The following is a 26,236-nucleotide window of genomic DNA, read 5'->3' on the forward strand; positions in this document are numbered from 1 at the left end:
GCCCACCCCGCCCCTTGTTCTGTCTGCAATGGGTCCACCGGACCGCCCTTCTGCTATCTCCAGCAGAACGCTACCAGACAACCGGTTAAGGCATCGTTTATATGCGCTACAGCGGCTCGATATCGCCTTGCGCCCGACCAGCATGGAACGCCGCCTGCCAGGCCTCAAAAGTACCAGCCGCAATCGCATCCCGCATCCCCTGCATGATCTCCTGAAAGTAATGCAGGTTGTGCCAGGTCAGCAGCATCCCCGAAATCATCTCTTGCGCGCGGAACACATGGTGCAGATAGGCACGCGAATAATGCGAACACGCCGGGCAGGTGCAATCCTCATCCAGAGGGCGCGGATCATCCGCATGACGGGCGTTCTTGATGTTGACGACGCCGCGACGCGTAAACACCTGCCCCGTCCGCCCCGAGCGTGACGGCAGCACACAATCCATCATGTCGATGCCCCGCGCCACAGCACCCACAATGTCATCGGGCTTGCCCACGCCCATCAGATAGCGGGGTTTGTCCACGGGCAGCTGATCACAGGCGTAGTCCAGACAGCCAAACATGGCCGCCTGACCCTCGCCCACGGCCAGACCGCCCACCGCATAGCCCTCAAATCCAATCGCGCGCAGCGCCTCGGCGCTCTCGGCGCGCAGGTCCTCTTCAAGGCCGCCCTGCTGAATGCCAAAAAGCGCATGGCCGGGCCGGTCCCCAAAGGCGTCACGCGAGCGTTCCGCCCAGCGCATGGACAGGCGCATACTCTCGGCAATGCGGTCCCGGTCGGCGGGCAGCGCGGGGCATTCGTCAAAACACATCACGATATCCGAGCCCAAAAGGCGCTGAATCTCCATCGACCGCTCAGGCGTCAACTCGTGCTTGGACCCGTCAATATGGCTCTTAAAGGTCACGCCCTTCTCGGTCAGCTTGCGCAGATCGGCGAGGCTCATGACCTGAAAGCCGCCGGAATCCGTCAAAATCGGCCGCTCCCAATTCATGAACTTATGCAGCCCCCCAAGGCGATCAATCCGCTCGGCGGTGGGGCGCAGCATCAGATGATAGGTGTTGCCCAAAAGGATATCGGCCCCCGTGGCACGCACACTTTCCGGCATCATCGCCTTGACGGTGGCGGCGGTGCCCACGGGCATGAAGGCAGGGGTTCGAATATCGCCACGGGGCGTATGAATAACGCCCGTGCGGGCCGCGCCATCGGTGGCAGTCAGATCAAAGGAAAAGGTGCTCATAAAGCGATCTCATGCCGGAGCACGGCCAAAATGCCAAGCCCCATCCGCGTCTCCGCTGAATGATGCACAATGACCAAAGCCAGGCCGTCCACAGTGAACGCCGCGTTAATAGCAGTACGGCCATACCGCACGGCTTAACAGACTCAGGAAAACCACCATCACGTTGTAGCCCACCGCCCGCCTTGCTACGGTAACCCTTCAACCAACACCGGGGGACCGCGCGCATGGACAATCTGAATTTCGGCTGGGAAGAATGGGTGAGCCTGCCGGAGCTTGGCCTGCCCGCCCTCAAGGCCAAGGTCGACACCGGCGCACGCACATCCGCGCTACATGCCCACGACATCGAGGTCTTTGGCCCCGCGTCCAAGCCCAAGGTGCGGTTCAACGTGCACCCCATCGCGGGCAAGGATCACGTGTCGATCACATGCTCGGCCCCCATCCTCGACAGGCGCGAGGTCACCTCCTCCAATGGCGAGGCGGAACTGCGCTATGTCATTGAAACCAGGCTCGAAGTGGCAGGGCAATCCTGGCCCATCGAGGTCACGTTGACCGATCGATCTTCCATGACCAGCCGTATGCTCCTGGGCCGTCAGGCGCTCAGCGAACATATCACCATCACTGCGTCGGAAAAACGGCTGCAACCGGACCTCAGCTATGACGTCTACCACTCGTCGGCCATGCGCAAGGTGGCCCCCGCACGGGCGCTGCGGATTGCCGTGCTCAGCCGCGAGGCCAACTATTCCACGAGGCGGCTTGTCGAGGTGGGCGAGGCGCGTGGCCACGCGGTCGAGGTGATCGACACCACGCGGTGTTACATGGCGATCAACGCCATGGCCCCCGAAGTGCACTATGACGGCAAACGGCTGCCCCGCTTTGACGCGGTGATCCCGCGCATTGGGGCCTCCGTCACCGCCTATGGAACCGCCGTGATCCGTCAGTTTGAAACCACGGGCACCTATTGCGTGAACGGCAGCGCGGGGATCACCGCCAGCCGGGATAAGCTGCATGCGCACCAAATCCTGGCCTCCAAGAAAATCGGGATGCCCACGACCGCCTTTGCCGCCTCGCCGCGCGACACGAACAACATTCTGGGGCTGGTGGGCAGCGCGCCGGTCATCGTGAAACTTCTCGAATCCACCCAAGGCAAGGGTGTCGTGCTGGCCGAAACCAAGAAGGCCGCCGAATCCGTGATCGACGCCTTCCGGGGCCTGCGCGCCAACTTTCTGGTGCAGGATTTCGTCAAAGAGGCGGCAGGCGAGGACATCCGCTGCCTGGTGATTGACGGCAAGGTGGTGGCGTCGATGAAACGCACCGGGGCGGATGGCGACTTCCGCTCGAACCTGCACAGGGGCGGCAGCGCCAAATCGGTGCGGATTTCCAAGGAAGAGCGTGAAACCGCCGTGCGCGCCGCGCGTGCCTTTGGGCTGGGCACATCCGGCGTGGACCTTTTGCGCTCCGAGACCGGGCCAAAAGTGCTTGAAGTGAATTCAAGCCCCGGCTTTGAGGGGATCGAAAAAGCGACCGGCAAGGATATTGTCGGCCGCGTCTATGACATGATCGAAGCGCGGGTCAAACCTCAGCCCGCGCGCAAGCGGCGTTAGGACAGGCGCACGCCCTCGGCGGCGGGGGCCGCATCCAGCGTTGCCAGCGCACATAGCAGAGCGGGCATTTCGCGGCCCTCCAGTTCGAGGAACGGCGCAAACAGGCGCGCCGCTTCTGACAGGTCGGTGGCCATCTCGGCCACGCTCACATCCGCCTCAAGCGCGCGGCTTATGGTGACCGCGCCCGGCACTTTGGCAGGGGCGTCGCCGGGCAAGGCAAAGACGGGCGGGCGACGCTTGGACAGCGACCAGGCGCCGGGGGACGTGCCACTGTCGTCGATCTGACCATCCTCGGCCGACCGCTTTTGCTTGAGCGCGCGAAAGATCTGGGGCTTGTGCTTGCGGAACCGGGCCCAAGCGTCCTTGCGGGTCGCATCATCCGCAAAGCGCGGAGCGTGCATGCCGATGGTCACGTCCTCGGGCTTGAACTCCAGAAACAAGGCCGCGTCGCTGTCGGCATGGCGGATTTCCAGCCACAGACGTTTGGGCGCCTTGCGGATGCGGGTCAGATGGGTGATCCGGGGCATGGCGCGGCAGGTCATTACGCCCGTCCCGCCCATCATGTCGATCAAACGCGCACCCAGGTTTTCAACCGCCGTCACCGCCTGGCGGATGGTGGCCCGGTCCGTGGGGCGCATCTCGCGCAGCTTCAGGCTCTGGACATCCCACATGGCCGCCATCAGGCGCAGATCAACGTCAGGACATGCGCGCAGCATCGGGATATTGTTCTCGGATTGGGTCATAATGCGTCTTCCTCTGCTCGGATTGTTGATCAATCTGAAAGGGCATCAAGGCGGCAGTCAGACAGGAATTGGGCAAAATCGTGAATCTGCACAACCGCGACGGGTGCCTCGACCTATGCGGCCAAGTTGCCTTTGCTCCGACGATCTCGCTACACTCAGGGCACGGGCAGATACCGCCCCTTTTTACAAAAGGCCCGATCATGACTGACACAGCGCCCAGCTTTACCCTCGGGATCGAAGAAGAATACCTGATCGTCGACGCCCAGACGCTTGATCTGGTGCCCGCGCCCGAGGGGTTGATGCAATCCTGTGTGGATGCGCTCGGCGAACAGGTCAGCCCCGAGTTTCTGCAATGCCAGATTGAGGTGGGTACCGGCATTTGCGCCACGGTCGCAGATGCGCGTGCCGATCTGGCGCATCTGCGGCGGACGGTTCAGGCCGAATGCAACGCCCATGGGCTGGCCCCCATCGCCGTCTCGACGCACCCGTTTGCCAAATGGCACCAACAGCATTTCACCGACCGCGAACGCTACCGCACCCTCGAAAAGGATCTGGGCGGCGTGGCCCGGCGCATGCTGATCTGCGGAATGCATGTGCATGTGGGGATCGAAGACGAGGACATGCGGATCGACCTGCTCAACCAGTTCACCTATTTCCTGCCGCACCTGCTGGCGCTGTCGACGTCCTCGCCCTTTTGGGAAGGGGACGACACCGGGCTCAAATCCTATCGGCTCACAGTATTCGACAACCTGCCGCGCACCGGCATCCCGCCCCGCTTCAACAGCTTTGGAGAATATGACCGCTCGATCAAGACGATCATCAAGACGGGGATCATTGAGGACGGCAGCAAGATCTGGTGGGATGCGCGCCCTTCCGCCAAGTTCCCCACGCTGGAATCGCGGATCTGCGACGTCTGCCCCCGGATTGACCACAGCGTGGCGCTGGCGGCCCTGACGCAAAGCCTCTTTCACATGCTCTACACCCTGCGGCGCGAAAACAAACGCTGGCGGCAATATGACCGGTTCCTGATCGAGGAAAACCGCTGGCGGGCGCAACGCTACGGGATCAGCGACGGGCTGATCGACTTTGGGGTGGGTGCCGTCAAACCGTTCCCCGAACTGATGGACGAACTGATCGAACTGCTCACGCCCCATGCCGCCGCCCTGGGCTGTCTGGCCGAGTTGCGCAGCGCCAGCACGATCCTCGAGGACGGCACCAGCGCCACACGACAATTGGACACGCTGCAATCGGCCCTCGACAAAGGGGCATCCCGCGAGGACGCGCTGAAAAAGGTGGTGCAATCACTGGTGGAGGATTTCGGCCGAGGGCTTTGACCCACATCCGCCGAAAAAGGACCTGCCAGACCGCACCGCAACCTAAAGGCGAGTGACGCGCACGCCCAACTGCGACGCATTTACGCGCATTGCGCCGGAAGCCCTGAATTATCAGCGCTTTGTCGAAAACCCGCGCGCAGAGACCCTTGTGCAGACCGTCGCAATTGGCTAGCCACTCTACATCCAAAGGTAGTCGTTTCATGCGCGTGCATCATTGTCCTGTTACCAGAGTTGAGCGGCAGGGAGCGCGTCCGGCATGATCAAGAGCTTTCAGAGGGACGCGATAGACCGTCGCAAACTCATGGCGGATGACCAGGCACTGTCACAAATCTCCAAGGATTGGCTGAACACCTCGTTCAAATACAAATACGGCTACAACTTCAGCTGGATGGGGCAACCGGTTCTCAAGTACCCGCAGGACTTGATGATGCTGCAAATGCTGATCCATCGGTTGCGACCCGATGTGGTGATCGAAACGGGGGTCGCCTATGGCGGGGGGCTGCTCTTTCTGGCGTCCGTGCTGAAAATGGCTGTACCCGATGGGCGGGTGATCGGCGTGGAAAAGGGCGTGCTGCCTTCAACCCGGGACGCGGTCGCCACAGGCCCGCTGCATGGCACGATCAAGGTGATCGAAGGGGATTGCGTGGCCGCCGAAACGATTGCCGCGGTGAAATCCGAAATCAGGCCCGGCGACAAGGTTCTGATCTGCCTCGATTCCGACCACTCCAAAGACCATGTGCTGAAAGAGCTGCAGGCCTACGCACCCATGGTCAGCGTGGATTCCTATATTGTTGTCTTCGACACCTTCATCGAACATCTCGACCACCCGATCGAGGACCGGCCTTTTGGCCCGGGCAACTCGCCCATGCAGGCAGTCAGCACCTTTCTGGAACAGACAGAGGATTTCGAGATTGATGGCGCGGTCGATGCCATGCTCCTGGTGTCAGAGGCCCCGTCCGGCTATTTGCGGAGGGTCAAATGATCACGCAGGCAGATTTTGTCGAGCTGACGGACAGCTTTTCCAAGACCCATGGCCTTGTCGACATCCAAGGCTGGCTGCAACCCAATGAACAGCAGACGCTTCATGCCCTGGCGGCCCGCACAGATGGCCAGATCCTTGAGGTCGGGCCATGGATCGGCCGCTCGACGGTCTGCCTCACCCGGGGATTGCTGCTGCGCAAAGACAGGCAACCGGGCGACAAGGTCACCTCGGTCGAGTTGAACCCGGACGAGACATTCTTTCGTCGCAACGACAAGGACGAGGTCGAATTCTGGTGCCCCGGCGACACCGAACCGCGCGGGCACACGACCGCCGAAATCTATGAAACGATTGTTCTGCCCGCGATCACTGCGCCCGGCGGGTTGGTCGGGAAATTGAAACAGACACTGGCCGACCACAATGTGCTGCACCTGAGCAGAATTGTGCCCGGCGATGTCAGTGACGTCCTGCCTATCGACGATTACGGCCTGATCTTTTCAGACATCAGTCACACACCGTTTGAAATCCAAAAAATGGTCTCGGCCTTGAAACCTGTCTTGCGGCCCGGGGTCATTCTGGCCTGCCACGATACAACACCCCCAAACCGCATCGCCCTAGAGGCCGCGCTTAACTATGACTGGACGGCGCTGTGCGGCAGCCTGCATGTCGGTCAAATTGGAGATACAGACACATGATTGAAAGAGATGGACTGCTTTTCAAACGTGATTTCAATCCCGACGAACGGCTTGGCCGCGACACCATGGCCGACCTTATGGTCAACACCCCCATTCCAGCCGACGAGCGGCCGGAAAACGCAGCGCTCTACACCGATCATATGCAGATCGGCAAAATCCTGTTTCTCGATATCCTGTATCGGCAGATCGTCACCGTGCCCGGGGTCATCATGGAATTTGGCTGCCGCTGGGGGCAGAACCTCGCGACATTTGCCAACCTGCGCGCGCTCTACGAGCCGACAAACGGGCTGCGCAAAATCTATGGGTTTGACACGTTTTCCGGCTTTGTGGACGAAGCGCCCGAAGACCTGAACACAGGCTATGCCGTGCCCGGGGCCGTGGCCACAACCGAGGGCTACGAGGATCACCTGCACCAGTTGATGCGGGCAAACGAGCTGACCAAACCGCTCAGCCACAAGGTCAAATATGACATCATCAAAGGCGATGCGCGCGAAACCGTGCCTGCCTTTCTGGCCAAACGGCCGCAAACCATCATCTCGCTCGCCTATCTGGACATGGACCTGTACGACCCGACCAAAGTGGTACTGGAAGAGATCGCGCCTTTCCTGACCAAAGGCAGTATTGTCGTTCTGGACGAACTCAATGACGAGGCGTTTCCCGGCGAAACACTGGCCGTCCGCGACGTCCTTGGCCTGCGCAACATCGCCTTGCGGCGCGTACCTTACCTGACGCATCCCAGCTATTTCGTGGTGGAGTAACGGACATTCGGGTTCATCTGGCAGTCTTTGATCCGCAACCGACGATGACGGTTCTCAAGGAAGAGATCTACATCACGCTGGCCTATTGGCTGGGGCAAATCGGTTGCGATGTATCGGTGGATCGTGGCGCGATTGACCCCGAATGCTTCAATATTCTCGTCGGCTTTCCCTATGTGAATGATGCCGTCATCGACCGGCTGGCAGCGCTTGAGGCGGGCTATGCCGTCTTTGACGTCGAACTGCTCGATGACGGCAAGATCAATTACAAGCCCGAGACGGCGCATTGGTTTCGCCCACCGCTGGATCGACTGTTCCGCAACGCCAAGGCGTTCCTTTCCTATTTCGAACAGTCCGTCCAATTCATGGCACAGGCCTATGACCTGCCCGTCTACAAACTCGCACCAGCCTGTTGCCCGGCTTTGACAACCCACGCCCCACGCGGCGAGGCCGATTGCGACATCGACATCCTCTTTTTCGGGCGGGTCTATGATACACGGGTTCCGGTTCTGAACGATCTGGCAGACCGGTACAGCCTGCGCTTGCTGGATGTCGGCGATGTCACGACCTCTTATTTCAGAAACGACCTCGCCGCCCGATCACGGATCATCCTGCATCTCGGGCATCGGGCGCCCTTCCAGCACATCGGCATGATGCGGCTTTTGTCGATGGCCCATATCGGGGCCTTCTCCCTCTCCGAAGAACGGGCAGAGATTGAACCGGCCCTGCGCCCCCTCAGCGCCTGGTGGGACGCGGAAAAGATGCCGCTGGTGGACTGTGTGGCCCATTGGCTGGCGCATCCGGCAGCACGGCGGGAACAGGCCCTGATCGCGCAAAACGCAGTCAAGGCACAGGCCGATCAACGCGGGCTGTCGCAGTTCTGGCAGGCGCATTGTGCCCCCTGAGGCGGTCATGGCCTTCGCGGTCCGGGATGAAGACGACATCCTGGATCTCAAGCTGCGCCACCACCTCGACTGCGGCTTCAGCCACTTCCACATCATCAACCACGGCTCCAACGACGGCTGCGCCGACATTCTGGCCAGATATGTCGATCTCAACTGCGTCTCGCTGATCCAGAAGCACCGCGATGCCCCCGCCAGCAACAGCTGGATTGCCGAATTGATGGATGCCGCCCGGGCGCGCAATCCCTCTGCCTACCTGACGATCTGCGATACGGATGAATTCATCTTTCCCCAAAAACCCCTGGCGGATGTGATGGACGGCGAGACGACCTATGCCCTGCCCCGCAAAAACTGTTTCCCCGATCACGAAAGCCTAAGCTGGACGGGGCAAGACCTGTTTTCCGTCTTTCGCAACATGGTGGACCAGGGCCATGACACGACCCCCTTCCGCCTGCGCATCCAACGGGGCGAGCCCTTGGGCGACGTCTTTGACAGCATTGATTTCCCGATATTCTTTCAGGATCTCAGCGCGGCACCAAAACTCTTTTTCCCGCTGGAAAAGGTCGAGGAGCTTCGGGCAGGTGCCCATCACGTCGCGGCCTGGGCGCAGGCAGGGCGAAACACGCTGGTGGCCGAAGAGGCCCTGACCATCCGGCACTTCCCCCTGCGCAGCCTGGCAGGGCTGCGGCGCCGCACGCTGTCCTATCTGAAGTATTTCAAGGACAATCCCGACCTGCCCAACGGATGGGGTTGGCAAAACAGATATATCATCCACCTGGGCGCATTCGGGCAGCTCCAGAACGAATGGAACCGCCACATCCTGCCCGCAGACCTCGGCATGCTGGCCGATGGGCCCTCTCGCATCACACGGATCAAGAGCTGACGACGATCCCGACACAGCCCCGCCTCTCCGCAATACGGTTTCACCCGGCGATTGCCCGACGACCCTTTACCCCTCCGGGCACAATGCCTATATAAAATAGTCAGGAACATCCCGAGGCGCATCATGAACCAGTCCAACAACATGCTCGAAGGCACACCGCTGATTGCGCCTTCTTCCACGGATCACCCGTTGCACGAGGCGGTCGTCGAGGCGTGCCGCTCGGTCTATGATCCGGAAATCCCTGTGAATATCTTCGAGCTGGGATTGATCTACACCATCGACATCTCACCCGAAAACGAGGTCAAGATCATCATGACGCTGACCGCCCCCGGCTGCCCCGTTGCCGGCGAAATGCCCGGCTGGGTTGCGGATGCGGTCGAACCCCTGCCCGGTGTGAAACAGGTCGATGTCGAACTGACATGGGAGCCGCCCTGGGGCATGGAAATGATGTCCGACGAGGCGCGGCTCGAACTGGGCTTCATGTAGGCCAAACGCAAACCACCACGGCAACACCCGGCCCGGAACGCAGCCCAGACAGGCACGTCCCGGACCAAAAAGCACGGCTCACAACCGGCGCAGCACCCACATCAGAGCACGGCGACGACGCTGGCGGCGCTTGCAAATCTGCGCCTCCTCTTTCATTTTTGCAAAAAGGGCCTGTTCGCGCGCATACTGACTGCGCATTTCCAAAGGAATATAAGGGCTTTCCATAGGGTATCCTTTCGTTGATGACCCCAATCTGGCATCGCGGCACACGGATTGTCAGACCCGAATTTCGGACCTATGCTTGCAGATATGCAAATCACCGATTGGACAGATTTCGGGCTCTTTGCCGCCGTGGCCCGCGCGGGCTCTCTGGCGGGGGCCGCGCGCGAAACCGGGCTCAGCCAGGCGACGCTTTCACGGCGGATGACGGCGCTGGAGCAGCGGACAGGGCGCAGGCTCTTTGTGCACGGGGCCAGCGGCTATGCGCCCACCGCCGAAGGTCGGGCCCTGCTCGAACGAGCCAAAAAGATGGAGGCGGCCGCGCGCGACATCGCCCACTGGTCCGCCGCGCAATCCGGGCCGCCACGGGTCCGGATATCGGCAGGCACCTGGACCAGCGATTATCTCGCGCGCGCCCTGCCCGCCTTCTGGTCAAAAACAGACGCCTGGACGCCCGAATTCATCAGCTGCAACCGCGACATGGATATCGAGCGGCGCGAGGTGGACATCGGCGTGCGCAACCGCAGGCCGACACATCCCTGGCTGGCGGGCCGGCGCACCGGCACGGTCGAACACGCGGCCTTTGCAACCTCCCCGGACGTCACCGGCTGGATCGGGCCCAGCGATGACACCGCCACGCTGCCCTCCGAGGCGTGGACAATCACCCATCACGGGGACGAGATGGTGGCCGTGTCCAACGATCCCGCCATCCGCATGGCGCTGGCGCGGGGGGGCGCGGGCCGGGTTGTGCTGCCCACGTTTGCGGGCGACGCGGCCCCCGATCTGATCCGCGTGTCGGGCATCATCGATGCGCTCACCTCCGAGGAATGGCTGGTCTGCCACCAGGACACCCGGCACGATCCAGCCATCCGCGCCGCCCTCGATGCGGTCGGCACCTTCCTGTCACAGCCGCGCCCTGCCCCCTTGCAGGACGACAGCCAAAGCCTTACCTTTACAGTCGGATAACCCGAAGGGCACCGCCATGTTTTCGATCCCCGGCAAGCAAGCCGTCAGCATCACAGACCGCGCCGCGGCCCATATCGCCAAACTGATGGCCAAGGACGGGCATCAAGGGTTGCGCATCGGCGTCAAAAAAGGCGGCTGCGCAGGCATGGAATACACCATGGAATATGTGGACGAGGCGGACCCGAACGACGAAACCGTCGAACAGGACGGCGCGCGGGTGATGATCGCGCCCATGGCGCAGATGTTCCTCTTTGGCACCGAGATTGATTATGAAACCTCGCTGCTGGAATCGGGGTTCAAGTTCAACAATCCCAATGTCACCGATGCCTGCGGCTGCGGCGAGTCCATCAGTTTCAAGGACGTGGACGCACTGACTGCGGAACAGAACGCCAGCTAAATGGCCGTGTCAGAGGAAGAGATCGCGCACGCACTCGACCTCTTTGCCGATCTTGGTGATCTCACAACACGCAAGATGTTTGGCGGGCTGGCGATCTATCATCGCGGCACCATCTTTGCCTTGCTGATGTCGGATGGGCGCACGTTGATCAAGGGCCAGGGCGACATGCAGGCGCGGCTCGACGCCATGGGCCTGACCCGCTGGACCTATACGCGGCCCGGGAAATCGCCCACCGCCATGCCCTATTGGGAATTGCCCGACAGCGCGCTTGATGACGCGGAAGAGGCCACCGAACTGGCACGCGCCGCCCTCGCCCACCTCTGATCCGAACCGTCAACCGCTCAGGCGGCGACGCCCAATTGCTCCAGCACCCAATCGTTCGGCACGACATCAATCGTCAGATTGACACGCTGCGTGGTGCCGTGATGCAGCACGCTGTGCGGATCATTCAGCTTCATATACCAGCACTCGCCCGGCTGCATCTGCACCGGCTCACCGTTCAGGACGAAATCCACGTCATCGGTGGGCGTGATGGGGATGGTCAGCCGCACAACGCTGTCCGGCACATCCAGACCAAGGGTAGGATCAGTATGTTCCTTCACCTCCGCCCCGGCTTCAAGCCGCAGCAACCGGGTCAGCGTGACCACGGTATGGGCGCGGAACTCTTCGATGATCGACTTGATATAGGGAATATCGCTCAGATCACCGATGTCCTTTGACGGGGCGCGCGACGCGCCGGTATGCGCGCTCATGTCGGGCGGCACGGTCAGCATGACAACCGAATAATACAGGAACGGCTTGGCCATATCCTTGGACAATTCGTCCAACATGCGCTGCGCGTCATATTGCAGTGGTAGTTTTATGCGGTCGGCTGCCTGCGTCATTGAAATCCCCTGAACCTATGCGCGAATCCTATCGGCGGCGGGGGCCATGCGTCAAGCAATCGCAAACTGTTCCGCTGCGCCGAGAGGCAAAGCTTTCCAAAGAGTTATCGCCGCCGCTCAAACCTTAACGCCGATCTTTTGTGAACAGTGGGTTAACGCCCCTTGGGGCGCGAAAACGTACAGTTTGCGAGCCGAACTGCTCAATTGTGAAAAACAGGCGAGAATCCATCCGCCGTGACCCGCACAAAACGTGCATATTGGCGGCGAGTCTGTACGTTTTAACAAATGTTAACCGCCGCACGCTGCCTTAACCGATGCGTTCGGTTCTTTGGTTCAGCTTCGATTTTGCAGATGCACATAGGTCTGGCGAAACCGCTCCGACAGGTGATCGCCCGCCAGCATCACGGGCGCGCCGGGCGGGGCCACATTGGTGTCATAGGTCGGGTTGAAAAACAGTGGGACAGAGATGCGTTCGGCAAACCCACCCACAACACGGTGGGGCGTGGCCTTGACCCGGCCTTCAGTCCAAAACTCCAGCATCTCCCCGAAATTAATGATAAATTCCCCGGGCGGCGCACTGACCGGGATCCACCCACCACCGCGCTTGCGCACCTCCAGCCCGGGCGAGCCATCGGTGGCCAGCAAGGTCAGACAACCATAGTCGGTATGGGTCGCAATCCCGAAATCCTTGGCCCCCGCCCAATCGGGGCGCGCGGGATAAAAGTTGCCGCGCAAAAGCGCCATGGGCGTGTCAAACGCGCCTTCAAAGTGATCCGCATCCATTTCCAGCGCCCGCGCAATCGCGCGCAGCAGGCCCTTCGAAATGCTCAAGGTATCGTCGTAATACACTGATATTAAACGCTTAAATTCCGTATCTTCCGGCCAAAGGTTCGGCGCATAAAACGTCTTTTCCGCCAATGGATGCCCCTCGGGCAATTGAAACCCGACGTCGAAAAACTGCTTGTAATCGGGGTTTGCATCCGGATCGACCTGCTCTGATCCCGGCGCGCCCCAGCCGCGGTTCGACCCGGTCTGTGCCATGTCCAGATCGCGCTTGGCCGCCTCCTCCAGATGGAAGAAAGCGCGATAGATTTCAATGACTTGCTCTACCCGCGCGGCATCCAGAACGGTGTTGTGAACGGTGGCAAATCCCACCCCTGTCGCCGCCTCGGCCAAAGCCTCCAACGACGCGGCATCGCCCGCCGCCAATTTCGCCGCATCCAATCGTGGGATCATACCCGCCTCCATCGCTCTTGTGCGCAGCACTAGCCGAGGTCCCGCCGCGATGCTAGGACCAAGCGAACAGGAATTCAAAGGGGACAGCACATGGCGCGCAAACTGGCCGCAGGCAATTGGAAAATGAACGGTGATCTGGCGCTGGTGGACGGCCTTGCCACGCTGGCGGGAAACCAATCAACGGATGCCCCCCAAATCGTCATTTGCCCGCCTCACACCTTACTCGCTCAGGCGGCAAAAGCCTGTGAAAACAGCGCAGTAGAAATCGGAGGTCAGGATTGCCGTGCCGAAGCCAAAGGCGCCTACACCGGCGATATCGCGGCCAGCATGATCGCCGAAACGGGTGCCACCCACGTGATCGTCGGCCACTCCGAACGCCGCGATGGGCACCATGAAACCAACCCCGATATCCGCGCCAAAGCCCAAGCCGCCTGGGCCGCAGGCCTCACCGCGATCCTGTGTATTGGCGAAAGCGAGGCTGAGCGCGAAGGTTCTGACACCCTCACCATCATCGCGGACCAACTCCAGGCCTCCCTACCGGACAATGCGACGGCGGAGAACACAGTGATCGCCTATGAACCCATCTGGGCCATCGGCACCGGCAAGGTGCCCACGCTTGCGCAAATCATCGAAACCCATGACATGCTGCGCGCCGAACTGACGGCCCGGCTGGGCGACGAGGGGGCAAAGATCACGCTGCTCTACGGCGGCTCGGTCAAGCCCACCAACGCAGCCGAAATCTTCCAGGCCGAGAACGTCAACGGCGCGCTTGTCGGAGGAGCATCGCTCAAGCCTACAGACTTCCAACCGATCATCGACGCACTGGCCGCGTCCTAACCCCTTCTTTTCTTTAGAAATACTCCGGGGGGTCTGGGGGGCTGCCCCCCCAGACACCGCACGCCGCAGGCGCTAACGGATGATAATCTCCGGCCCCATCATCAGCGTCGGCAGCCAGGTCGAAATCGCCGGGATATAGGTCACCATCAGCAAGAAGACGAACAGCACGGCCGTGAACGGCAGCGCCGCCTTCACGACCCGCATCATGGGCATATTCGCCACGCCAGAGGTCACGAACAGGTTCAAACCGACGGGCGGCGTAATCATCCCAATCTCCATGTTCACCACCATGATGATGCCCAGATGGATGGGGTCGATACCCAGCTCAATGGCGATGGGAAAGACCAGCGGGGCCACGATGACCAAGAGGCCCGACGGCTCCATAAACTGACCACCGATCAACAGAATGACGTTAACGATGATCAGGAACACGATGGGGCCAAAGCCTGCGTCCAACATCGCGCCCGCGATCTGTTGTGGGATCTGCTCGTCTGTCAAAACATGCTTGAGGATCAAGGCGTTGGCGATGATGAACATCAGCGTCACGGTCAGCTTGCCGGCCTCAAAGAACGCGTTCTTGGTATCGCGGTGAATCAGCGCCAGAGGCATTCGGGCAAAGTCGCTTGCGATGGCAACAGGGCTCAACGGCAGGCCGCGCATCATACGTTCGGCCACGGCGACACCGGCCGCGGCGGCAAAGCCGATCAGCGTCGCAATCGTCAAGGTCAGGGCACCGCCTGACACAAGCCACAGAATGATGCCAAAGAACAGGCCAACCATCAGCGTGATGCCAGTAAAGTTCCCCGCCTTGGGCGCGTTGTGGGCAAAGACGCCCATGTCACGATAGATAAAGCTGGCAATGAGGAAGGAATAGACCGCAGCAACGGCAGCCGCCTCGGTCGGCGTAAAGATACCGCCGTAGATCCCACCTAAGATAATGATAATCAGGAACAATCCGCCCGAGGCAGCCCCGGCGGAGGCCGCAACCTCACCCCAGCCCTGCCACTCGCCCTTGGGCAGGTTGCGGATCTTGGCGATGGCATAGATCGTGATCATCAGCATAGAGCCGGCCAGCAATCCGGGGATCACCCCAGCCAGAAACATCCGCCCCACAGACACGTCCGTGGCAGAGGCGTAGACGACCATCACGATCGACGGGGGAATCAAGATACCCAATGTGCCCGCGTTGGCGATGACACCGGCGGCAAAGTCTTTGGAATAGCCCACCTGCCGCATACCTGCGATCACGATGGAGCCGATGGCGACAACCGTGGCGGGCGATGATCCTGAAAGGGCCGCAAACATCATACAGGCGAACACTCCCGCAATCGCCAGGCCGCCCGGGAAATGGCCCACAACGGCAATGGAAAAGCGGATGATGCGTTTGGCCACGCCGCCCGTCGACATGAAAGTAGAGGCCAAAACAAAGAACGGGATAGCAAGCAGGGTGTAGTGCCCCGCCATCGCCTGGAACAGGGTCTGGGCAATCGAAGCGAGCGACGTGTCGCTCAGCACCAGAAGGAACACGATGGACGACATGCCCAGGCTCACAGCAATCGGCACACCGATCAGCATCAAGCCGACGACCATGATGAAAAGAATTGCAACTTCCATGACTTAGCGGCCTTCGTTCATGTGTTTCACGGCTTCGACTTCGTCTTCGGCCTCGTGGCTGACGATCAGGCTCTCGGCTTCGCCCCGGATCAGACGCATAGTGACTTGCGCAAAACGGAAGAACAGCAAGGCCATGCCAAAGGGCAGGATCGCATAGGGAATAAAGCGGGGGATTTTCTCGTAATCCTCGCCCTCGTTCATGATGGGCTGGATCCAGCGAAGCCATTCCGGAAAGGGAATATCGATAGTCTCGTACCAGCCGCGATAAGACGAGCGGCGCATTTCCTCGAACCCGGTCGGGAACCACTTGCCTGTGGTCTGCGGCAGGTTCGCAAAGTTCGCCCAATAGTCCCACGCGCCCTTGAGCAGCAGAAAGGCATAGGCCAGACAGACCGCCGCCGCAATCAGCGCCAAGACCCGGCGCACAGGCGGGGAAAACAGATTGATGATGGCGTCCACGCCCAGATGCGCGGTGACCTTGACCGCATAGCTGACCCCAAAGAGGACGAGCCAGGCAAACAGAAATGTCACCGCCTCAAGGCCCCAGATCAGGCCAGTGTTATAGCCGTATCGCAGCACCACGTTGATGAAGGTGATGATCGTCATACCTGCCAGCAGCAGGGCGATCATAGTCTCTTCGATCTCGTTGACGATGCGGCCCAGCGTCGTTGTGGGCTTTGCGGGATGCGCCATGGCAGGCACCTTTCAGAAATGCGGGAAGGCAGGGCGTCGCAGCCCAAGTGGACCCCACCCCGGATTGCGCCAGGATGGGGTCTTTATTCAGATCAATGACTTAGAGACCGGCGTTGATCGCCTGCGCTGCGTCGATGTTCTCTTGACCGACATCATCTTTGAACTGGTCCCAAACGGGGCTCATCACTTCGACCCATTCCGCGCGCTGCTCGGGCGTCAGCTGACGTACAACACCGCCTGCGGCAACGATGGCCGCTTTGGCCTCTTCGTTCACGCGTGTGGATTCAGAGTTCCGGGCTGTGGTCACTTCTTCCAGGATGGTGGCCAGCTGGTCGCGCGTGCCGTCTTCGAGGCTGTCCCAGAAATCGGTCGACGTCACCACGAGATAGTCGATGATGCCGTGGTTGGTTTCGGTCACTCCGTCCTGCACTTCAAAGAACTTTTGGCCGTAGATGTTGGACCAAGTGTTTTCTTGACCGTCCACAACGCCGGTCTGCAGGGCGCCGTACACTTCCGAGAAGGCCATGGGCTGAGGCGAGCCGCCGATGGCCGCCATTTGTGCCTTAAGAACGTCAGAGTTCTGCACCCGGAACTTAAGGCCATTGGCATCCGAAGGCGAATTCAGCGGCGTGTTGGCCGACATCTGCTTCATACCATTGTGCCAGAACGCGAGGCCCAGCAAGCCACGACGGACCATGCTTTCCTTCATCGCCTGACCGGTTTCCGAGGTTTGGAATGCGTCAACGGCTTCGATGTTCTTGAACATGAAAGGCAAGTCAAACAGGCGGAAGGTTTTGGTGAACTGCTCGAACTTCGACAGCGAAGGGGCAGCCAGTTGGACGTCGCCTTGCAGCAGCGCTTCCAAAACCTGGTCATCGTTATAGAGCGTCGACTGCGGGAACACTTCCATGCAGGCGGTGCCGTTCATTTCGTCGTTCACGCGCTGTTGCAGCAGTGAGGCGGCGATGCCCTTGGGGTGCTTGTCGGTGTTGGTCACGTGGCTGAACTTGATGACAAGCTCGCCCGCGTCACATGCGGCGGACACAGCGCCCGCGCTGACAGTCAGAGCCAGTGCCGTTGCGGCAGCGGTCAAAAGTTTCATGGTGTCTCCTCCCAGAGATATAAAATGAGGTGCGCCAACCGGTGAAGGCAGCGTCGAACGCATCAAATCGAAGGGACGGGATCATCCCAAGCATTTTGTTCAATTGGTGTTCTGAAAGGGTTAATCTTCTTAAAAACAGGCACTTACACATCATTGCTACAAAAATATGCAACCCCGAAATTTGCAGCAGTGCGAAAACCCGCACAGTCTAAAACCAGCCTGTGCGGAAATCCGCACAAATTAACGCCGATAGTCCTCGGCCCGAATCCCATAGCGGGTCAGCTTGTCGTAAAAGGTCTTGCGCGGCAGCTTCAGCGCCTTGGCGGCATCACTGGCATGCCCGTTCTGGCGGCCCAAGGCAGCAATGAGCAGCGACCGCTCCACCCGCGCCAATTGCTCGGCCAGCCCCAGGTCGGCCTCGCGCACCGCCTCATCCGGCATGCCCAGAACAAAGCGCATCGCGGCACTCATCAGCGAGCGTGCATTTCCGGGCCAATCCTGCGCCATCAGCGCGGCCATGTGATCGGGTGCAAGCTCGGGCACAGCAAGCCCTGCCTGCTCAGCCGCTTGTTCGACGTAGTGCCGAAAAAGCACCGGAATATCCTCGGGCCGCTCGCTGAGCGATGGGATACGCACGGGCATCACCTCCAGTCGGTAATATAGGTCCGGGTTCAGCGCGCCCTGCTCTACCGCCGCGCCCAGATCCCGCGTGCTGCCCGCGATCAATCGGGGATCACTGCTGGCCTCCAACGCCTCCAACAACGCCAATTGGCTCGCCGCAGGCAGGCCTGCGATCTCGTCCAGAAACAGGCTGCCACCCTTTGCCGCTTCCAGCGCCTCGGCCAGTGCTGCGACCCCAAGGTCTGCCGCTGCCCGCTTAACAAAGGGCGCTTTTGAGCGCAGCGAAGACAGGTGAATAACCTCGGCCACTTTGGAAATGCCGGTGCCCGGCGCGCCGGTAACGAGCACTTCGGTCTCGAGCGGGGCAACCCGGCGAACCCGGGCGCGCAACCCGTTGGCCTGATCGGAGATGCCAAAAAGCATGCGGGCCGCCGGGTCGCCACTTTCAACCAAGGCTCTCAAACGTCGGTTCTCCAAAACCAGCCCGCGTGATTTCAGAGCCCGTTCAATAACCGCCAGCAAGTCATTGCGCGCACAGGGTTTTTCCAAAAAACCAAACGCTCCCTCGCGCATAGCGCGTACCGCCATGGGGATGTCCCCTTCGCCTGTCAGCAAGATCACCGGTAAGTCCGGATCGACCTTGCGCGCATGGGCCAAGAGGTGAAATCCGTCGCGCCCTGGCATGCGAATATCCGACAGGATGACGCCTGCGAAGTCCTCGGCAATGTGATCCCTGGCCACGACAAAGGATGCCACTGCAATCGGCTCAAGGTCCGCCAATTCCAGCGTTTGCGCCAGTGCGTCGCGCACCGCCGCATCATCGTCCACCACCAACACTTGCGTTGTCATTCCGCCGCCTCTGCCAAATCTGCCCAACGGCGCAGCTCAACCGTAAAGAGCGCACCGCGCTCACGGTTGCTGCCCCGGATCTCCCCACCAAAGCTTTGCACGATGCCGTAGGAAATCGACAATCCCAGCCCCATCCCTTCGGCCCGCCCCACCTCCTTGGTGGAATAGAATGGGTCGAAAACCTTATCCGGCACGTCGATGCCGGGACCTGTATCACTGAAATGCACTTTTACATCGTCGCCTTGCGCGATTTCCAGACGCAGCTCGCGCATCTCGCTTTCGCTCATTGCATCCAGCGCGTTGGACATCAGGTTGACGAACACCTGACCCAGCCGCACCTCGCCACCGCGCACCCAAAGGTTCGCGGACGGGCGGTCATAGATCAGCGTCACCTCATCCCGTTTGATCCGGGGGCTCAGCAACTCAACCGCGCTGTCCAGCACGGCCACCAGATCGACTCGCACCGCTGGCTCGCTTTCCTGCCGTGAAAAGGCGCGTAAGTTTTTGATGATACGGCCCATGCGCCGCGCCATGTCGGCAATGCGGCCCAGATTGTCGCGCGCCCGGTCCGGTTTTTCGCGCTCCAGAAAGGCAACGGCGTTTTCGGCGTAGTTCTGGATCGCCATCAGCGGCTGGTTCAACTCGTGGCTCAGCCCAGCACTCATTTGCCCCAACGCGCTCAGCTTGCCCGCCTGCACCAGATCGGCCTGCGCACGCGCCAGGGCGGCTTGGGCCTCTTCGCGCTCTTCCGCCTCCTGGCGCAGTTGCGCGTTGGTTTGAGACAAGGCCGCGGTCCGTTCGGCAACCCGTGCCTCAAGCAAGGCATTGGCCTGCGCCAGCGTCCGCCGCCGTTCAGTGGCCAGAAAGAGCAACGCCCCAAAGGCCAGGCACAGCCCGGCCAGCGCCGCCGCCTGCAAGGCCGCCAGCCGCCGCGCAGGGGCCACGTCCACCAGTGCCTCGCCCGTCATCCCGATCACGGGCAGCTGCCGCGTGATATGCAGCGCATTTTCCGGCAGATACGGCCCCCAGCCCAACTGCCACACCTCGTGTCGCCCAATCCAATAGCTGTCAAAGGGCAAGGCCAGACCCTGTGGCGGCACCAGCCCCGCCGCATCATCCGAGCGGGTCCAAAACACGATTTCAGAGCGGTTCGTGATAAACACCTGGTCAGAGGCATCGGTAAAGAACACAGCCGGGTTCGACCCAACCCAATCCCATTCAATGCTGGCCAGATCGGCAGAGACGACAATGGCCCCTTGCACATCTGCGTTCCGGTCAAACACCGGCGCGGCATAGGCAAAGACGCGCGCGCCCGACTGCGTTTCGCCATTGCCCCAGCCAAGCGCGCCCTGCATGGCCCGCTGCACCAACGGCCCGATATCGACCCCGTTGGTCCCGCCTCGCGCCCCTGCCATCACAAGGCCCTCGGCATTGGTCAACAGGATGTCCTGTGCGGCCGTCTTATCCGCAATCTCCAGGAAAAGCGCCTCGGCTGCTGCCACATCCTCACCGGCCAGAACGGCCCCGATCTGTGGGTGATCCGCGACCAGCACCGCCAACTCGCGGTAGCGTTGCAACTGCCCCGTCAGCCGGTCACTGGCCAGCGCCAGATCGGACGCGCCCTGACGTGCCAACTGGTCCAGGGCCTGGAAATAGCCATAGCGCCAGACACCGCCCGCCACAGCAGCGACCGCGGCCAGAAAGGCCAGCACAATCGCCAAACGTCTGATGACACCATCGCTCATGGGATCAGCTTATCGCGGCCACGCGGCGCTTGACCAGACTTGCCAAGCGCTCCCTCTCCTGAGACACCAGCAGTCATGCTGATCCAATCGCCCCACGACCCCGCCTTTGTCCAGGATCCCTATCCGGTATACGACCGCGTCCGCTCCGGCGGGCCCGTGCTCTTTTGGCAGGACTACGGCATGATGGCCGCCTTTGATCACGCCACGGTGCACGCGCTCTTGCGCGATAGGCGGTTGGGTCGTGCCGTGCCCGCGTCGAAAAAGCGGCCCGTGCCTGACCATCTGACGGCCTTCAATGCGGTCGAACGACATTCCCTGCTGGAATTGGAGGCACCCGAGCACACCCGCTTGCGCCGCCTTGTCCTGCACGCCTTTACCTCGCGACGGATCGCTGGCCTGGCGGGCGACATTCGCGACATCTGCGCCGATCTGCTTAGCACATTGCCCAAAGGCGATTTCGACCTGATCCCGGCCTATTGCCAACACGTGCCGGTCCGCGTCATCGCGCGGCTTTTGGGCGTGCCAGAGGAAATGGGGCCAAACCTGCTGCGCTGGTCGAGCGCAATGGTCGCCATGTATCAGGCCGGGCGTACGCGCCAGATCGAGGACGCGGCAAACAGTGCTGCCGCCGAGTTCACCAGCTTTCTCACCGCCTATATCGAAGAGCGGCGCAACGACCCGCGCGACGACCTGATCACCGAACTGATCGCCGCCAAAGAAGACGGCGCGCGGCTCACCCGCGACGAGATGATCGGCACCTGCATCCTGTTGCTCAATGCAGGGCACGAGGCGACCGTGCATTCCCTGGGCAACGCGGTGAAATGCCTGATTGAAACCGGCACGACGAGTGCTCTGGCCCCCGGTCACATCGCGAATACGGTGGAGGAACTTCTCCGCTTCGACCCGCCGCTGCATATGTTCACGCGCTACGCCTATGAAGCCGTCGAGGTGGGCGGTCACACCCTAAACCCCGGAGATGAAATCGCCCTCATGCTAGGGGCCACAGGACGCGACCCGGATGTCTTCAACGATCCGCATCGCTTCGACCCAACGCGGCCCAAACCCAACCATGTGGCCTTTGGCGGTGGGTTGCATTTCTGCGTCGGCGCGCCGCTTGCCCGGCTGGAGATGGAGATTGCCCTGCCGGCCCTCTTCCAACACGCGCCCAACCTCAGGATCGTTGAAACGCCGTATTACGCCGACAGCTACCATTTCCACAAACTCGACCGCTTGATGGTAAACCGACCGTGACGCGGGGGGGTGGGTCAAGGCGGGCCAAAGCCCCCCGCCGTCAGGCGGCTTGGTCTTGACGCCGACGCTGTACACACAGATCCGCAAACAGGCCTGTTCAAGACGCAAAGCGTGTTAAAGATCACTTAGCACTTTGCCAAAACCGGGCAACAATCGCCGCCGCCAAATCAAAGCGTCGCCTCACAGATTTCAGATTAAAGAATGCGCGGCAGCGCTCCTTTGAGTCACGTCCCTAACGGCAGCATTGTGGTCGACTTGATCTCTTCCATCGACAGCAACGCGGTCACATTGTGCACCCGTACTTCTGAGATCAGCGCCTGATAAAACGCGTCATAGGCCCGCGCGTTCTGCACCCGCACCTTCAGGATGTAGTCGATATCGCCTGCCAAACGGTGCGCTTCCTGCACTTCGGGACGATCCTGAAGCGCTTGTAAAAACGCCGCTTGCCAACTTGCCTCATGCTCCGTTGTGCGGATCAGGACAAAGAAACAGGCCTCGAACCCCAGCGCATCTGCGTCCAGTACAACCGTCTGTTGGCCAATGACGCCAGCCTCGCGCAATTTCCGAATCCGGTTCCATACAGGCGTCTTGGACGAGCCCACAGCACGGGCAATGTCGTCCAACGATTGGCTTGCATCGCGCTGCATCTCGGCCAGAATTTTGCGATCCACCTCATCAATGCGAACAGCCATTCCACATATCTCCAGTTTGCCAAACAGATGTTCCGGCCTTGCACCAAGACAGAACAATCATCCTTATCTACGCCGCGCGGTGGCAACAAACCAGAACAATATTCTATATTGAAGCTAAGAAACAGCGACCCGAGGGGCCTAGCCATGAACCACTTTCCGATCTTTCTGAACACCTCCGGGCGCCGGATCGTTCTGTCGGGCGGCGGCGATGCCGCCTTGGCCAAGTTGCGGCTCTTGCTCAAGACAACCGCCAACGTCACCGTTTTTTCGCCAGACGCAGACGACCAGATCAAGGCATGGGCCGAGGCACGCAAACTGACTCTGATCAACCGCGCCATGGAACCCGGCGACACGCTCTGCGCCGCCCTTTTCTATGCCGCCGACGAGGAAGCGACCGAAGACAAACGCACCGCCGCCATCGCACATGCTGACGGCGCACTGGTCAATATCGTGGACAACCTCGCTGACAGCCAGTTCATCACGCCCGCAATCGTCGACCGCGACCCTGTCACCATCGCCATCGGTACCGAAGGGGCGGCGCCCGTGCTGGCCCGCGCAATCAAGGCCGACCTGGAAGAAAAACTGCCCACGGGCCTTGGCACCCTCGCCGCCATTGGCAAAGCCTTCCGCAAGGCCGCAGACGCCCTGCCCTTTGGCCGCCCCCGCCGCGATTTCTGGCGCGATTATTACTTCAATGCAGGCCCCAAGGCGATTGCAAGCGGGATCGAGGCGGTTCAACCGGCCCTCGACACGCTTCTGGCCGATCATCTGATGAAAGACACCCGTAAAGGCCACGTTGCCTTTGTCGGCGCAGGACCCGGCGACCCGGAACTGTTGACACTCAAGGCACGCAAGGCAATCGATGAGGCCGACGTCGTCATCTATGATCGCCTGATCAGCCCCGAAATCCTGGAACTCGCCCGCCGCGAGGCCACCATGATCGATGTGGGCAAAGAAGCATTTGGCCCTTCCACGCCGCAAGAAACAATCAACGCCCTGATCGTTGAACATGGGGCCAAGGGCGCGCAGGTCGTGCGTCTGAAATCCGGCGACGCCACCGTATTTGGTCGCCTCGACGAGGAAATCGACGCGGTGACCGCCGCAGGTCTCGACTGGCACATCGTGCCCGGCATCACCTCGGCCTCCGCTGCCGTCGCCTCAATTGGGCAATCCCTGACCAAACGGGGCCGCAACACGTCGGTCCGCTTCCTGACCGGCCACGACATGAAAGGTTTTGCAGATCACGATTGGAGGGCACTGGCCAATCCGGGCGAAGTTGCCGCGGTCTATATGGGCAAGAAATCTGCCCGCTTTATCCAGGGTCGGTTGCTGATGCACGGCATCGATCCTGCCACCCCCGTGACCGTGATCGAAGATGCCAGCCGCGCCGAGCAACGTGTGCTCTCCACCACGGTGGCTGAGATGGAGCCAACAATTTCCCAGGCCGGGCTGAACGGCCCTGCCCTGACCTTCATCGGTTTGGCCCCGCGCAGTGCCATGGCCGCAATTCCCGAAATCCCCATGCCCGTCCAAGCACAGGAGGCCCGATAATGCCCAAGACGTTCACCCCCAAAGTTGTGACCGCCAACCACCTGCTTGCAGGTGACGTCATCTACCAAACCGCGACCGGATGGACCCGGAAGCTGGAAGAGGCCGAAGTATTGACGGATGAGGCCGATGCCGACTTGCGCCTAATTGAGGCCAGTCAACAGGTCGACGTGGTTGTGGGCGCCTATCTGGCGGATGTCGCCGTGGACAACGATATCCCACAACCCGTTCATTTCCGAGAAGAATTCCGGGCCACCGGCCCTTCGAACTACGCCCATGGCAAGCAAGTGGAGCTGCAATAATGTACAGCTATTCTGAATTCGATAGCGCCTTTCTGGCCCGACGCAACGCGCAATTCCGACAGCAGGTCGAACGCCGCATTGCGGGCAACCTGACCGAGGATGAATTCAAGCCCCTGCGCCTGATGAACGGTCTGTATCTGCAGCTGCACGCCTACATGCTGCGGGTCGCCATCCCCTATGGCACCTTGAACAGCGCCAAAATGCACAAGCTCGCCGACATCGCAGAGCGGTGGGACAAAGGCTATGGCCACTTCACCACGCGCCAGAACATCCAGTACAACTGGCCCGCGCTCAAGGACGTCCCGGACATGCTCGACGCGCTGGCCGAGGTGGGCATGCATGCCATCCAGACCTCCGGCAACACGATCCGCAACGTGACGGCCGACCATTTTGCCGGCGCCGCAGCAGACGAGATTGCCGACCCCCGCCCCGTGGCGGAATTGCTGCGCCAATGGTCCACGGATCACCCCGAATTCCAGTTCATGCCGCGCAAGTTCAAGATCGCGATCACCGGCTCTCCCAATGACCGCGCCGTGACCAAGGCGCATGACATTGGCCTGCGGATGCTGGAGCGTGACGGCGCACGCGGCTTTGAGGTTATTGTTGGTGGCGGCCTGGGCCGCACCCCCATGATCGGCAAGGTTGTCAATGACTTCCTGCCCGAAGCTGACCTTCTGCCTTACCTGGAGGCAATCGTGTCGGTCTGGAACCAGGTCGGTCGCCGCGACAACAAATACAAGGCGCGGATCAAGATCACAGTACACGAACACGGGATCGACGAAATTAGGCGTTTGGTCGAGGATCGCTTTGTCGAGACGCGCAAAACATTCTCCGGCGTGGATCAACAAATGCTGCGCGAGATCGAGACGCATTTTGCGGCACCGAGCTTTAAAGCCGCCTCCGAAGCGCCCTTCAAAAACGCCTATCACGGCGACCCCGTGTTCCGAAGCTGGGCCGATACCAACCTTACCGCACACCGCGCCGCGGGTTATAAAATCGTGTCCATCTCTTTGAAGAAACACGGCGAAACGCCCGGCGATGCGTCGGCTGCGCAGATGCGGCTGATGGCGGATCTGGCGCGTGACTATGGCCATGACGAGTTGCGGATCAGCCACGAGCAGAACGTGATCCTGCCACATGTGCACGTCTCGGACTTGCCCGCGCTGCATGCGCGCCTGAAAGAGGCAGAACTGGCCACCGCCAATATCGGCCTGATCAGCGACATCATCGCCTGCCCCGGTATGGATTATTGCGCGCTGGCCACCGCACGCTCGATCCCCGTCGCTCAGCAGATCGCAACCCGGTTCGAAGACCTCAAGCTGGAGCACGACATCGGACAGCTCAAGATCAAGATCTCGGGCTGCATCAACGCCTGCGGCCACCACCATGTGGGCCATATCGGAATTCTCGGCCTCGACCGTGCCGGCGTTGAGAATTACCAGATTACGCTGGGCGGCGATCACACTGAAACGGCCAAGGTGGGTGATCGCGCAGGCCCCGGCTTTGGCGCAGAAGAGGTCGTTCCAGCCATTGAGCGGATCATCGACGCCTATCTCGACCTACGCACCGGCCCGGACGAAGCATTCATCGAAACCTACAAACGCACAGGCATGGCGCCCTTCAAATCCGCGCTCTATCCGGAAACCAAAGCCGTCGCAGCAGAGTAAC

General features: G+C 60.8%; 27 protein-coding genes. 16 read left to right on the forward strand and 11 right to left on the reverse strand.

What is annotated here, in order from left to right; genetic code table 11:
- Nucleotides 1–106: 106 nt before the first annotated feature.
- Entirely contained in the window at nt 107–1,234 is a 1,128-nt protein-coding gene (gene tgt, locus Q1A44_RS15280) for a tRNA guanosine(34) transglycosylase Tgt (RefSeq protein ID WP_299627002.1), read from the reverse strand.
- A 224-nt stretch (nt 1,235–1,458) separates the two neighbouring features.
- On the opposite strand from tgt, the gene rimK reads away from it, so the two are divergent.
- Nucleotides 1,459–2,835 carry a 30S ribosomal protein S6--L-glutamate ligase gene (gene rimK, locus Q1A44_RS15285; RefSeq protein ID WP_299627005.1) on the forward strand — a complete coding sequence of 459 codons (1,377 nt, stop codon included), beginning with the start codon at nt 1,459–1,461 and terminating at the stop codon, nt 2,833–2,835.
- On the opposite strand, the gene Q1A44_RS15290 is transcribed toward rimK, so the two are convergent.
- Complete coding sequence (locus Q1A44_RS15290; RefSeq protein WP_299627008.1) at nt 2,832–3,578, reverse strand: hypothetical protein; 747 nt, start codon at nt 3,576–3,578, stop codon at nt 2,832–2,834. The two genes, rimK and Q1A44_RS15290, sit on opposite strands and share 4 nt — an antisense overlap.
- Before the next feature lie 200 nt (nt 3,579–3,778).
- Between Q1A44_RS15290 and Q1A44_RS15295 the strand changes: the two genes are divergently transcribed.
- The 7 genes from Q1A44_RS15295 to Q1A44_RS15325 all read left to right on the forward strand — a co-directional run bounded on the left by Q1A44_RS15295 (nt 3,779) and on the right by Q1A44_RS15325 (nt 9,612).
- The gene (locus tag Q1A44_RS15295) at nt 3,779–4,912 is read left to right on the forward strand and encodes a carboxylate-amine ligase (protein WP_299627011.1); all 1,134 of its coding nucleotides are present in this window, start codon (nt 3,779–3,781) and stop codon (nt 4,910–4,912) included.
- A 256-nt stretch (nt 4,913–5,168) separates the two neighbouring features.
- Nucleotides 5,169–5,894 (forward strand): CmcI family methyltransferase, encoded by a 726-nt coding sequence (locus tag Q1A44_RS15300; RefSeq protein WP_299627014.1) that lies wholly within the window; start codon nt 5,169–5,171, stop codon nt 5,892–5,894.
- A complete protein-coding gene (locus Q1A44_RS15305; RefSeq protein WP_299627017.1) occupies nt 5,891–6,586 on the forward strand; it encodes a class I SAM-dependent methyltransferase in 696 nt (231 codons plus the stop codon). Before Q1A44_RS15300 ends, Q1A44_RS15305 begins: the two co-directional genes overlap by 4 nt.
- A complete protein-coding gene (locus tag Q1A44_RS15310; protein WP_299627020.1) occupies nt 6,583–7,344 on the forward strand; it encodes a class I SAM-dependent methyltransferase in 762 nt (253 codons plus the stop codon). Before Q1A44_RS15305 ends, Q1A44_RS15310 begins: the two co-directional genes overlap by 4 nt.
- 44 nt (nt 7,345–7,388) lie before the next feature.
- Nucleotides 7,389–8,246, forward strand: coding sequence for a hypothetical protein (locus Q1A44_RS15315; RefSeq protein ID WP_299627023.1), 858 nt, complete (start codon nt 7,389–7,391; stop codon nt 8,244–8,246).
- Between the two features lie 7 nt (nt 8,247–8,253).
- Nucleotides 8,254–9,126 (forward strand): glycosyltransferase family 2 protein, encoded by an 873-nt coding sequence (locus Q1A44_RS15320; RefSeq protein ID WP_299627026.1) that lies wholly within the window; start codon nt 8,254–8,256, stop codon nt 9,124–9,126.
- A gap of 123 nt (nt 9,127–9,249) precedes the next feature.
- On the forward strand, nt 9,250–9,612 hold the full coding sequence (locus Q1A44_RS15325) for an SUF system Fe-S cluster assembly protein (RefSeq protein ID WP_299627029.1): 363 nt from the start codon (nt 9,250–9,252) through the stop codon (nt 9,610–9,612).
- A 78-nt stretch (nt 9,613–9,690) separates the two neighbouring features.
- On the opposite strand, the gene Q1A44_RS15330 is transcribed toward Q1A44_RS15325, so the two are convergent.
- Nucleotides 9,691–9,837, reverse strand: a complete 147-nt coding sequence (locus Q1A44_RS15330) for a hypothetical protein (RefSeq protein ID WP_299627032.1) — start codon at nt 9,835–9,837, stop codon at nt 9,691–9,693.
- An 84-nt stretch (nt 9,838–9,921) separates the two neighbouring features.
- Here Q1A44_RS15330 and Q1A44_RS15335 point away from each other — a divergent pair, with 84 nt between their 5' ends.
- Genes Q1A44_RS15335 through Q1A44_RS15345 form a run of 3 tightly spaced genes read left to right on the forward strand, consistent with a single transcriptional unit; the run spans nt 9,922 to nt 11,518 of the window.
- Nucleotides 9,922–10,797, forward strand: coding sequence for a LysR family transcriptional regulator (locus Q1A44_RS15335; RefSeq protein WP_299627035.1), 876 nt, complete (start codon nt 9,922–9,924; stop codon nt 10,795–10,797).
- Nucleotides 10,798–10,813: 16 nt separating this feature from the next.
- Nucleotides 10,814–11,194 carry an iron-sulfur cluster assembly accessory protein gene (locus tag Q1A44_RS15340; protein WP_299627038.1) on the forward strand — a complete coding sequence of 127 codons (381 nt, stop codon included), beginning with the start codon at nt 10,814–10,816 and terminating at the stop codon, nt 11,192–11,194.
- Nucleotides 11,195–11,518 carry a TfoX/Sxy family protein gene (locus tag Q1A44_RS15345; protein WP_299627041.1) on the forward strand — a complete coding sequence of 108 codons (324 nt, stop codon included), beginning with the start codon at nt 11,195–11,197 and terminating at the stop codon, nt 11,516–11,518. It begins immediately after the preceding gene.
- Nucleotides 11,519–11,535: 17 nt separating this feature from the next.
- On the opposite strand, the gene Q1A44_RS15350 is transcribed toward Q1A44_RS15345, so the two are convergent.
- Nucleotides 11,536–12,078: an aspartyl/asparaginyl beta-hydroxylase domain-containing protein gene (locus Q1A44_RS15350; RefSeq protein ID WP_299627044.1), complete on the reverse strand. Its 543-nt coding sequence runs from the start codon at nt 12,076–12,078 to the stop codon at nt 11,536–11,538.
- Between the two features lie 333 nt (nt 12,079–12,411).
- Nucleotides 12,412–13,314 (reverse strand): 2-oxoglutarate and iron-dependent oxygenase domain-containing protein, encoded by a 903-nt coding sequence (locus tag Q1A44_RS15355; protein WP_299627047.1) that lies wholly within the window; start codon nt 13,312–13,314, stop codon nt 12,412–12,414.
- A 90-nt stretch (nt 13,315–13,404) separates the two neighbouring features.
- Here Q1A44_RS15355 and tpiA point away from each other — a divergent pair, with 90 nt between their 5' ends.
- A complete protein-coding gene (tpiA, locus tag Q1A44_RS15360; RefSeq protein ID WP_299627050.1) occupies nt 13,405–14,151 on the forward strand; it encodes a triose-phosphate isomerase in 747 nt (248 codons plus the stop codon).
- 72 nt (nt 14,152–14,223) lie between these two features.
- On the opposite strand, the gene Q1A44_RS15365 is transcribed toward tpiA, so the two are convergent.
- From Q1A44_RS15365 to Q1A44_RS15385, 5 genes are all read right to left on the reverse strand, one after another.
- Nucleotides 14,224–15,765, reverse strand: a complete 1,542-nt coding sequence (locus Q1A44_RS15365; protein WP_299627053.1) for a TRAP transporter large permease — start codon at nt 15,763–15,765, stop codon at nt 14,224–14,226.
- A 3-nt stretch (nt 15,766–15,768) separates the two neighbouring features.
- Nucleotides 15,769–16,458 carry a TRAP transporter small permease gene (locus tag Q1A44_RS15370; protein ID WP_299627055.1) on the reverse strand — a complete coding sequence of 230 codons (690 nt, stop codon included), beginning with the start codon at nt 16,456–16,458 and terminating at the stop codon, nt 15,769–15,771.
- A 100-nt stretch (nt 16,459–16,558) separates the two neighbouring features.
- On the reverse strand, nt 16,559–17,560 hold the full coding sequence (locus Q1A44_RS15375) for a DctP family TRAP transporter solute-binding subunit (RefSeq protein WP_299627057.1): 1,002 nt from the start codon (nt 17,558–17,560) through the stop codon (nt 16,559–16,561).
- Nucleotides 17,561–17,800: 240 nt separating this feature from the next.
- Nucleotides 17,801–19,030, reverse strand: coding sequence for a sigma-54 dependent transcriptional regulator (locus Q1A44_RS15380; RefSeq protein WP_299627059.1), 1,230 nt, complete (start codon nt 19,028–19,030; stop codon nt 17,801–17,803).
- The gene (locus Q1A44_RS15385; protein ID WP_299627061.1) at nt 19,027–20,775 is read right to left on the reverse strand and encodes an ATP-binding protein; all 1,749 of its coding nucleotides are present in this window, start codon (nt 20,773–20,775) and stop codon (nt 19,027–19,029) included. Before Q1A44_RS15385 ends, Q1A44_RS15380 begins: the two co-directional genes overlap by 4 nt.
- A gap of 75 nt (nt 20,776–20,850) precedes the next feature.
- On the opposite strand from Q1A44_RS15385, the gene Q1A44_RS15390 reads away from it, so the two are divergent.
- Complete coding sequence (locus Q1A44_RS15390) at nt 20,851–22,026, forward strand: cytochrome P450 (protein ID WP_299627063.1); 1,176 nt, start codon at nt 20,851–20,853, stop codon at nt 22,024–22,026.
- Nucleotides 22,027–22,250: 224 nt separating this feature from the next.
- On the opposite strand, the gene Q1A44_RS15395 is transcribed toward Q1A44_RS15390, so the two are convergent.
- A complete protein-coding gene (locus Q1A44_RS15395) occupies nt 22,251–22,718 on the reverse strand; it encodes an Lrp/AsnC family transcriptional regulator (protein WP_299627065.1) in 468 nt (155 codons plus the stop codon).
- Nucleotides 22,719–22,862: 144 nt separating this feature from the next.
- Between Q1A44_RS15395 and cysG the strand changes: the two genes are divergently transcribed.
- The 3 genes from cysG to Q1A44_RS15410 are packed head-to-tail and all read left to right on the forward strand — an operon-like array spanning nt 22,863 to nt 26,235.
- Nucleotides 22,863–24,269 (forward strand): siroheme synthase CysG, encoded by a 1,407-nt coding sequence (gene cysG / locus Q1A44_RS15400; protein ID WP_299627067.1) that lies wholly within the window; start codon nt 22,863–22,865, stop codon nt 24,267–24,269.
- Nucleotides 24,269–24,568, forward strand: coding sequence for a DUF2849 domain-containing protein (locus Q1A44_RS15405; protein WP_299627069.1), 300 nt, complete (start codon nt 24,269–24,271; stop codon nt 24,566–24,568). Before cysG ends, Q1A44_RS15405 begins: the two co-directional genes overlap by 1 nt.
- Nucleotides 24,568–26,235, forward strand: a complete 1,668-nt coding sequence (locus Q1A44_RS15410) for a nitrite/sulfite reductase (protein WP_299627071.1) — start codon at nt 24,568–24,570, stop codon at nt 26,233–26,235. Before Q1A44_RS15405 ends, Q1A44_RS15410 begins: the two co-directional genes overlap by 1 nt.
- The last annotated feature ends 1 nt before the right edge of the window (nt 26,236 follow it).

The sequence above is a fragment of the uncultured Tateyamaria sp. genome (assembly GCF_947503705.1).
GTDB lineage: Bacteria > Pseudomonadota > Alphaproteobacteria > Rhodobacterales > Rhodobacteraceae > Tateyamaria.

Bases quoted from the DNA above. Each gene is read 5' to 3' on its own strand.
- tgt (WP_299627002.1), bottom strand. From the start codon at position 1,234: ATGAGCACCTTTTCCTTTGATCTGACTGCCACCGATGGCGCGGCCCGC.
- rimK (WP_299627005.1), top strand. From the start codon at position 1,459: ATGGACAATCTGAATTTCGGCTGGGAAGAATGGGTGAGCCTGCCGGAG.
- Q1A44_RS15290 (WP_299627008.1), bottom strand. From the start codon at position 3,578: ATGACCCAATCCGAGAACAATATCCCGATGCTGCGCGCATGTCCTGAC.
- Q1A44_RS15295 (WP_299627011.1), top strand. From the start codon at position 3,779: ATGACTGACACAGCGCCCAGCTTTACCCTCGGGATCGAAGAAGAATAC.
- Q1A44_RS15300 (WP_299627014.1), top strand. From the start codon at position 5,169: ATGATCAAGAGCTTTCAGAGGGACGCGATAGACCGTCGCAAACTCATG.
- Q1A44_RS15305 (WP_299627017.1), top strand. From the start codon at position 5,891: ATGATCACGCAGGCAGATTTTGTCGAGCTGACGGACAGCTTTTCCAAG.
- Q1A44_RS15310 (WP_299627020.1), top strand. From the start codon at position 6,583: ATGATTGAAAGAGATGGACTGCTTTTCAAACGTGATTTCAATCCCGAC.
- Q1A44_RS15315 (WP_299627023.1), top strand. From the start codon at position 7,389: ATGACGGTTCTCAAGGAAGAGATCTACATCACGCTGGCCTATTGGCTG.
- Q1A44_RS15320 (WP_299627026.1), top strand. From the start codon at position 8,254: ATGGCCTTCGCGGTCCGGGATGAAGACGACATCCTGGATCTCAAGCTG.
- Q1A44_RS15325 (WP_299627029.1), top strand. From the start codon at position 9,250: ATGAACCAGTCCAACAACATGCTCGAAGGCACACCGCTGATTGCGCCT.
- Q1A44_RS15330 (WP_299627032.1), bottom strand. From the start codon at position 9,837: ATGGAAAGCCCTTATATTCCTTTGGAAATGCGCAGTCAGTATGCGCGC.
- Q1A44_RS15335 (WP_299627035.1), top strand. From the start codon at position 9,922: ATGCAAATCACCGATTGGACAGATTTCGGGCTCTTTGCCGCCGTGGCC.
- Q1A44_RS15340 (WP_299627038.1), top strand. From the start codon at position 10,814: ATGTTTTCGATCCCCGGCAAGCAAGCCGTCAGCATCACAGACCGCGCC.
- Q1A44_RS15345 (WP_299627041.1), top strand. From the start codon at position 11,195: ATGGCCGTGTCAGAGGAAGAGATCGCGCACGCACTCGACCTCTTTGCC.
- Q1A44_RS15350 (WP_299627044.1), bottom strand. From the start codon at position 12,078: ATGACGCAGGCAGCCGACCGCATAAAACTACCACTGCAATATGACGCG.
- Q1A44_RS15355 (WP_299627047.1), bottom strand. From the start codon at position 13,314: ATGATCCCACGATTGGATGCGGCGAAATTGGCGGCGGGCGATGCCGCG.
- tpiA (WP_299627050.1), top strand. From the start codon at position 13,405: ATGGCGCGCAAACTGGCCGCAGGCAATTGGAAAATGAACGGTGATCTG.
- Q1A44_RS15365 (WP_299627053.1), bottom strand. From the start codon at position 15,765: ATGGAAGTTGCAATTCTTTTCATCATGGTCGTCGGCTTGATGCTGATC.
- Q1A44_RS15370 (WP_299627055.1), bottom strand. From the start codon at position 16,458: ATGGCGCATCCCGCAAAGCCCACAACGACGCTGGGCCGCATCGTCAAC.
- Q1A44_RS15375 (WP_299627057.1), bottom strand. From the start codon at position 17,560: ATGAAACTTTTGACCGCTGCCGCAACGGCACTGGCTCTGACTGTCAGC.
- Q1A44_RS15380 (WP_299627059.1), bottom strand. From the start codon at position 19,030: ATGACAACGCAAGTGTTGGTGGTGGACGATGATGCGGCGGTGCGCGAC.
- Q1A44_RS15385 (WP_299627061.1), bottom strand. From the start codon at position 20,775: ATGAGCGATGGTGTCATCAGACGTTTGGCGATTGTGCTGGCCTTTCTG.
- Q1A44_RS15390 (WP_299627063.1), top strand. From the start codon at position 20,851: ATGCTGATCCAATCGCCCCACGACCCCGCCTTTGTCCAGGATCCCTAT.
- Q1A44_RS15395 (WP_299627065.1), bottom strand. From the start codon at position 22,718: ATGGCTGTTCGCATTGATGAGGTGGATCGCAAAATTCTGGCCGAGATG.
- cysG (WP_299627067.1), top strand. From the start codon at position 22,863: ATGAACCACTTTCCGATCTTTCTGAACACCTCCGGGCGCCGGATCGTT.
- Q1A44_RS15405 (WP_299627069.1), top strand. From the start codon at position 24,269: ATGCCCAAGACGTTCACCCCCAAAGTTGTGACCGCCAACCACCTGCTT.
- Q1A44_RS15410 (WP_299627071.1), top strand. From the start codon at position 24,568: ATGTACAGCTATTCTGAATTCGATAGCGCCTTTCTGGCCCGACGCAAC.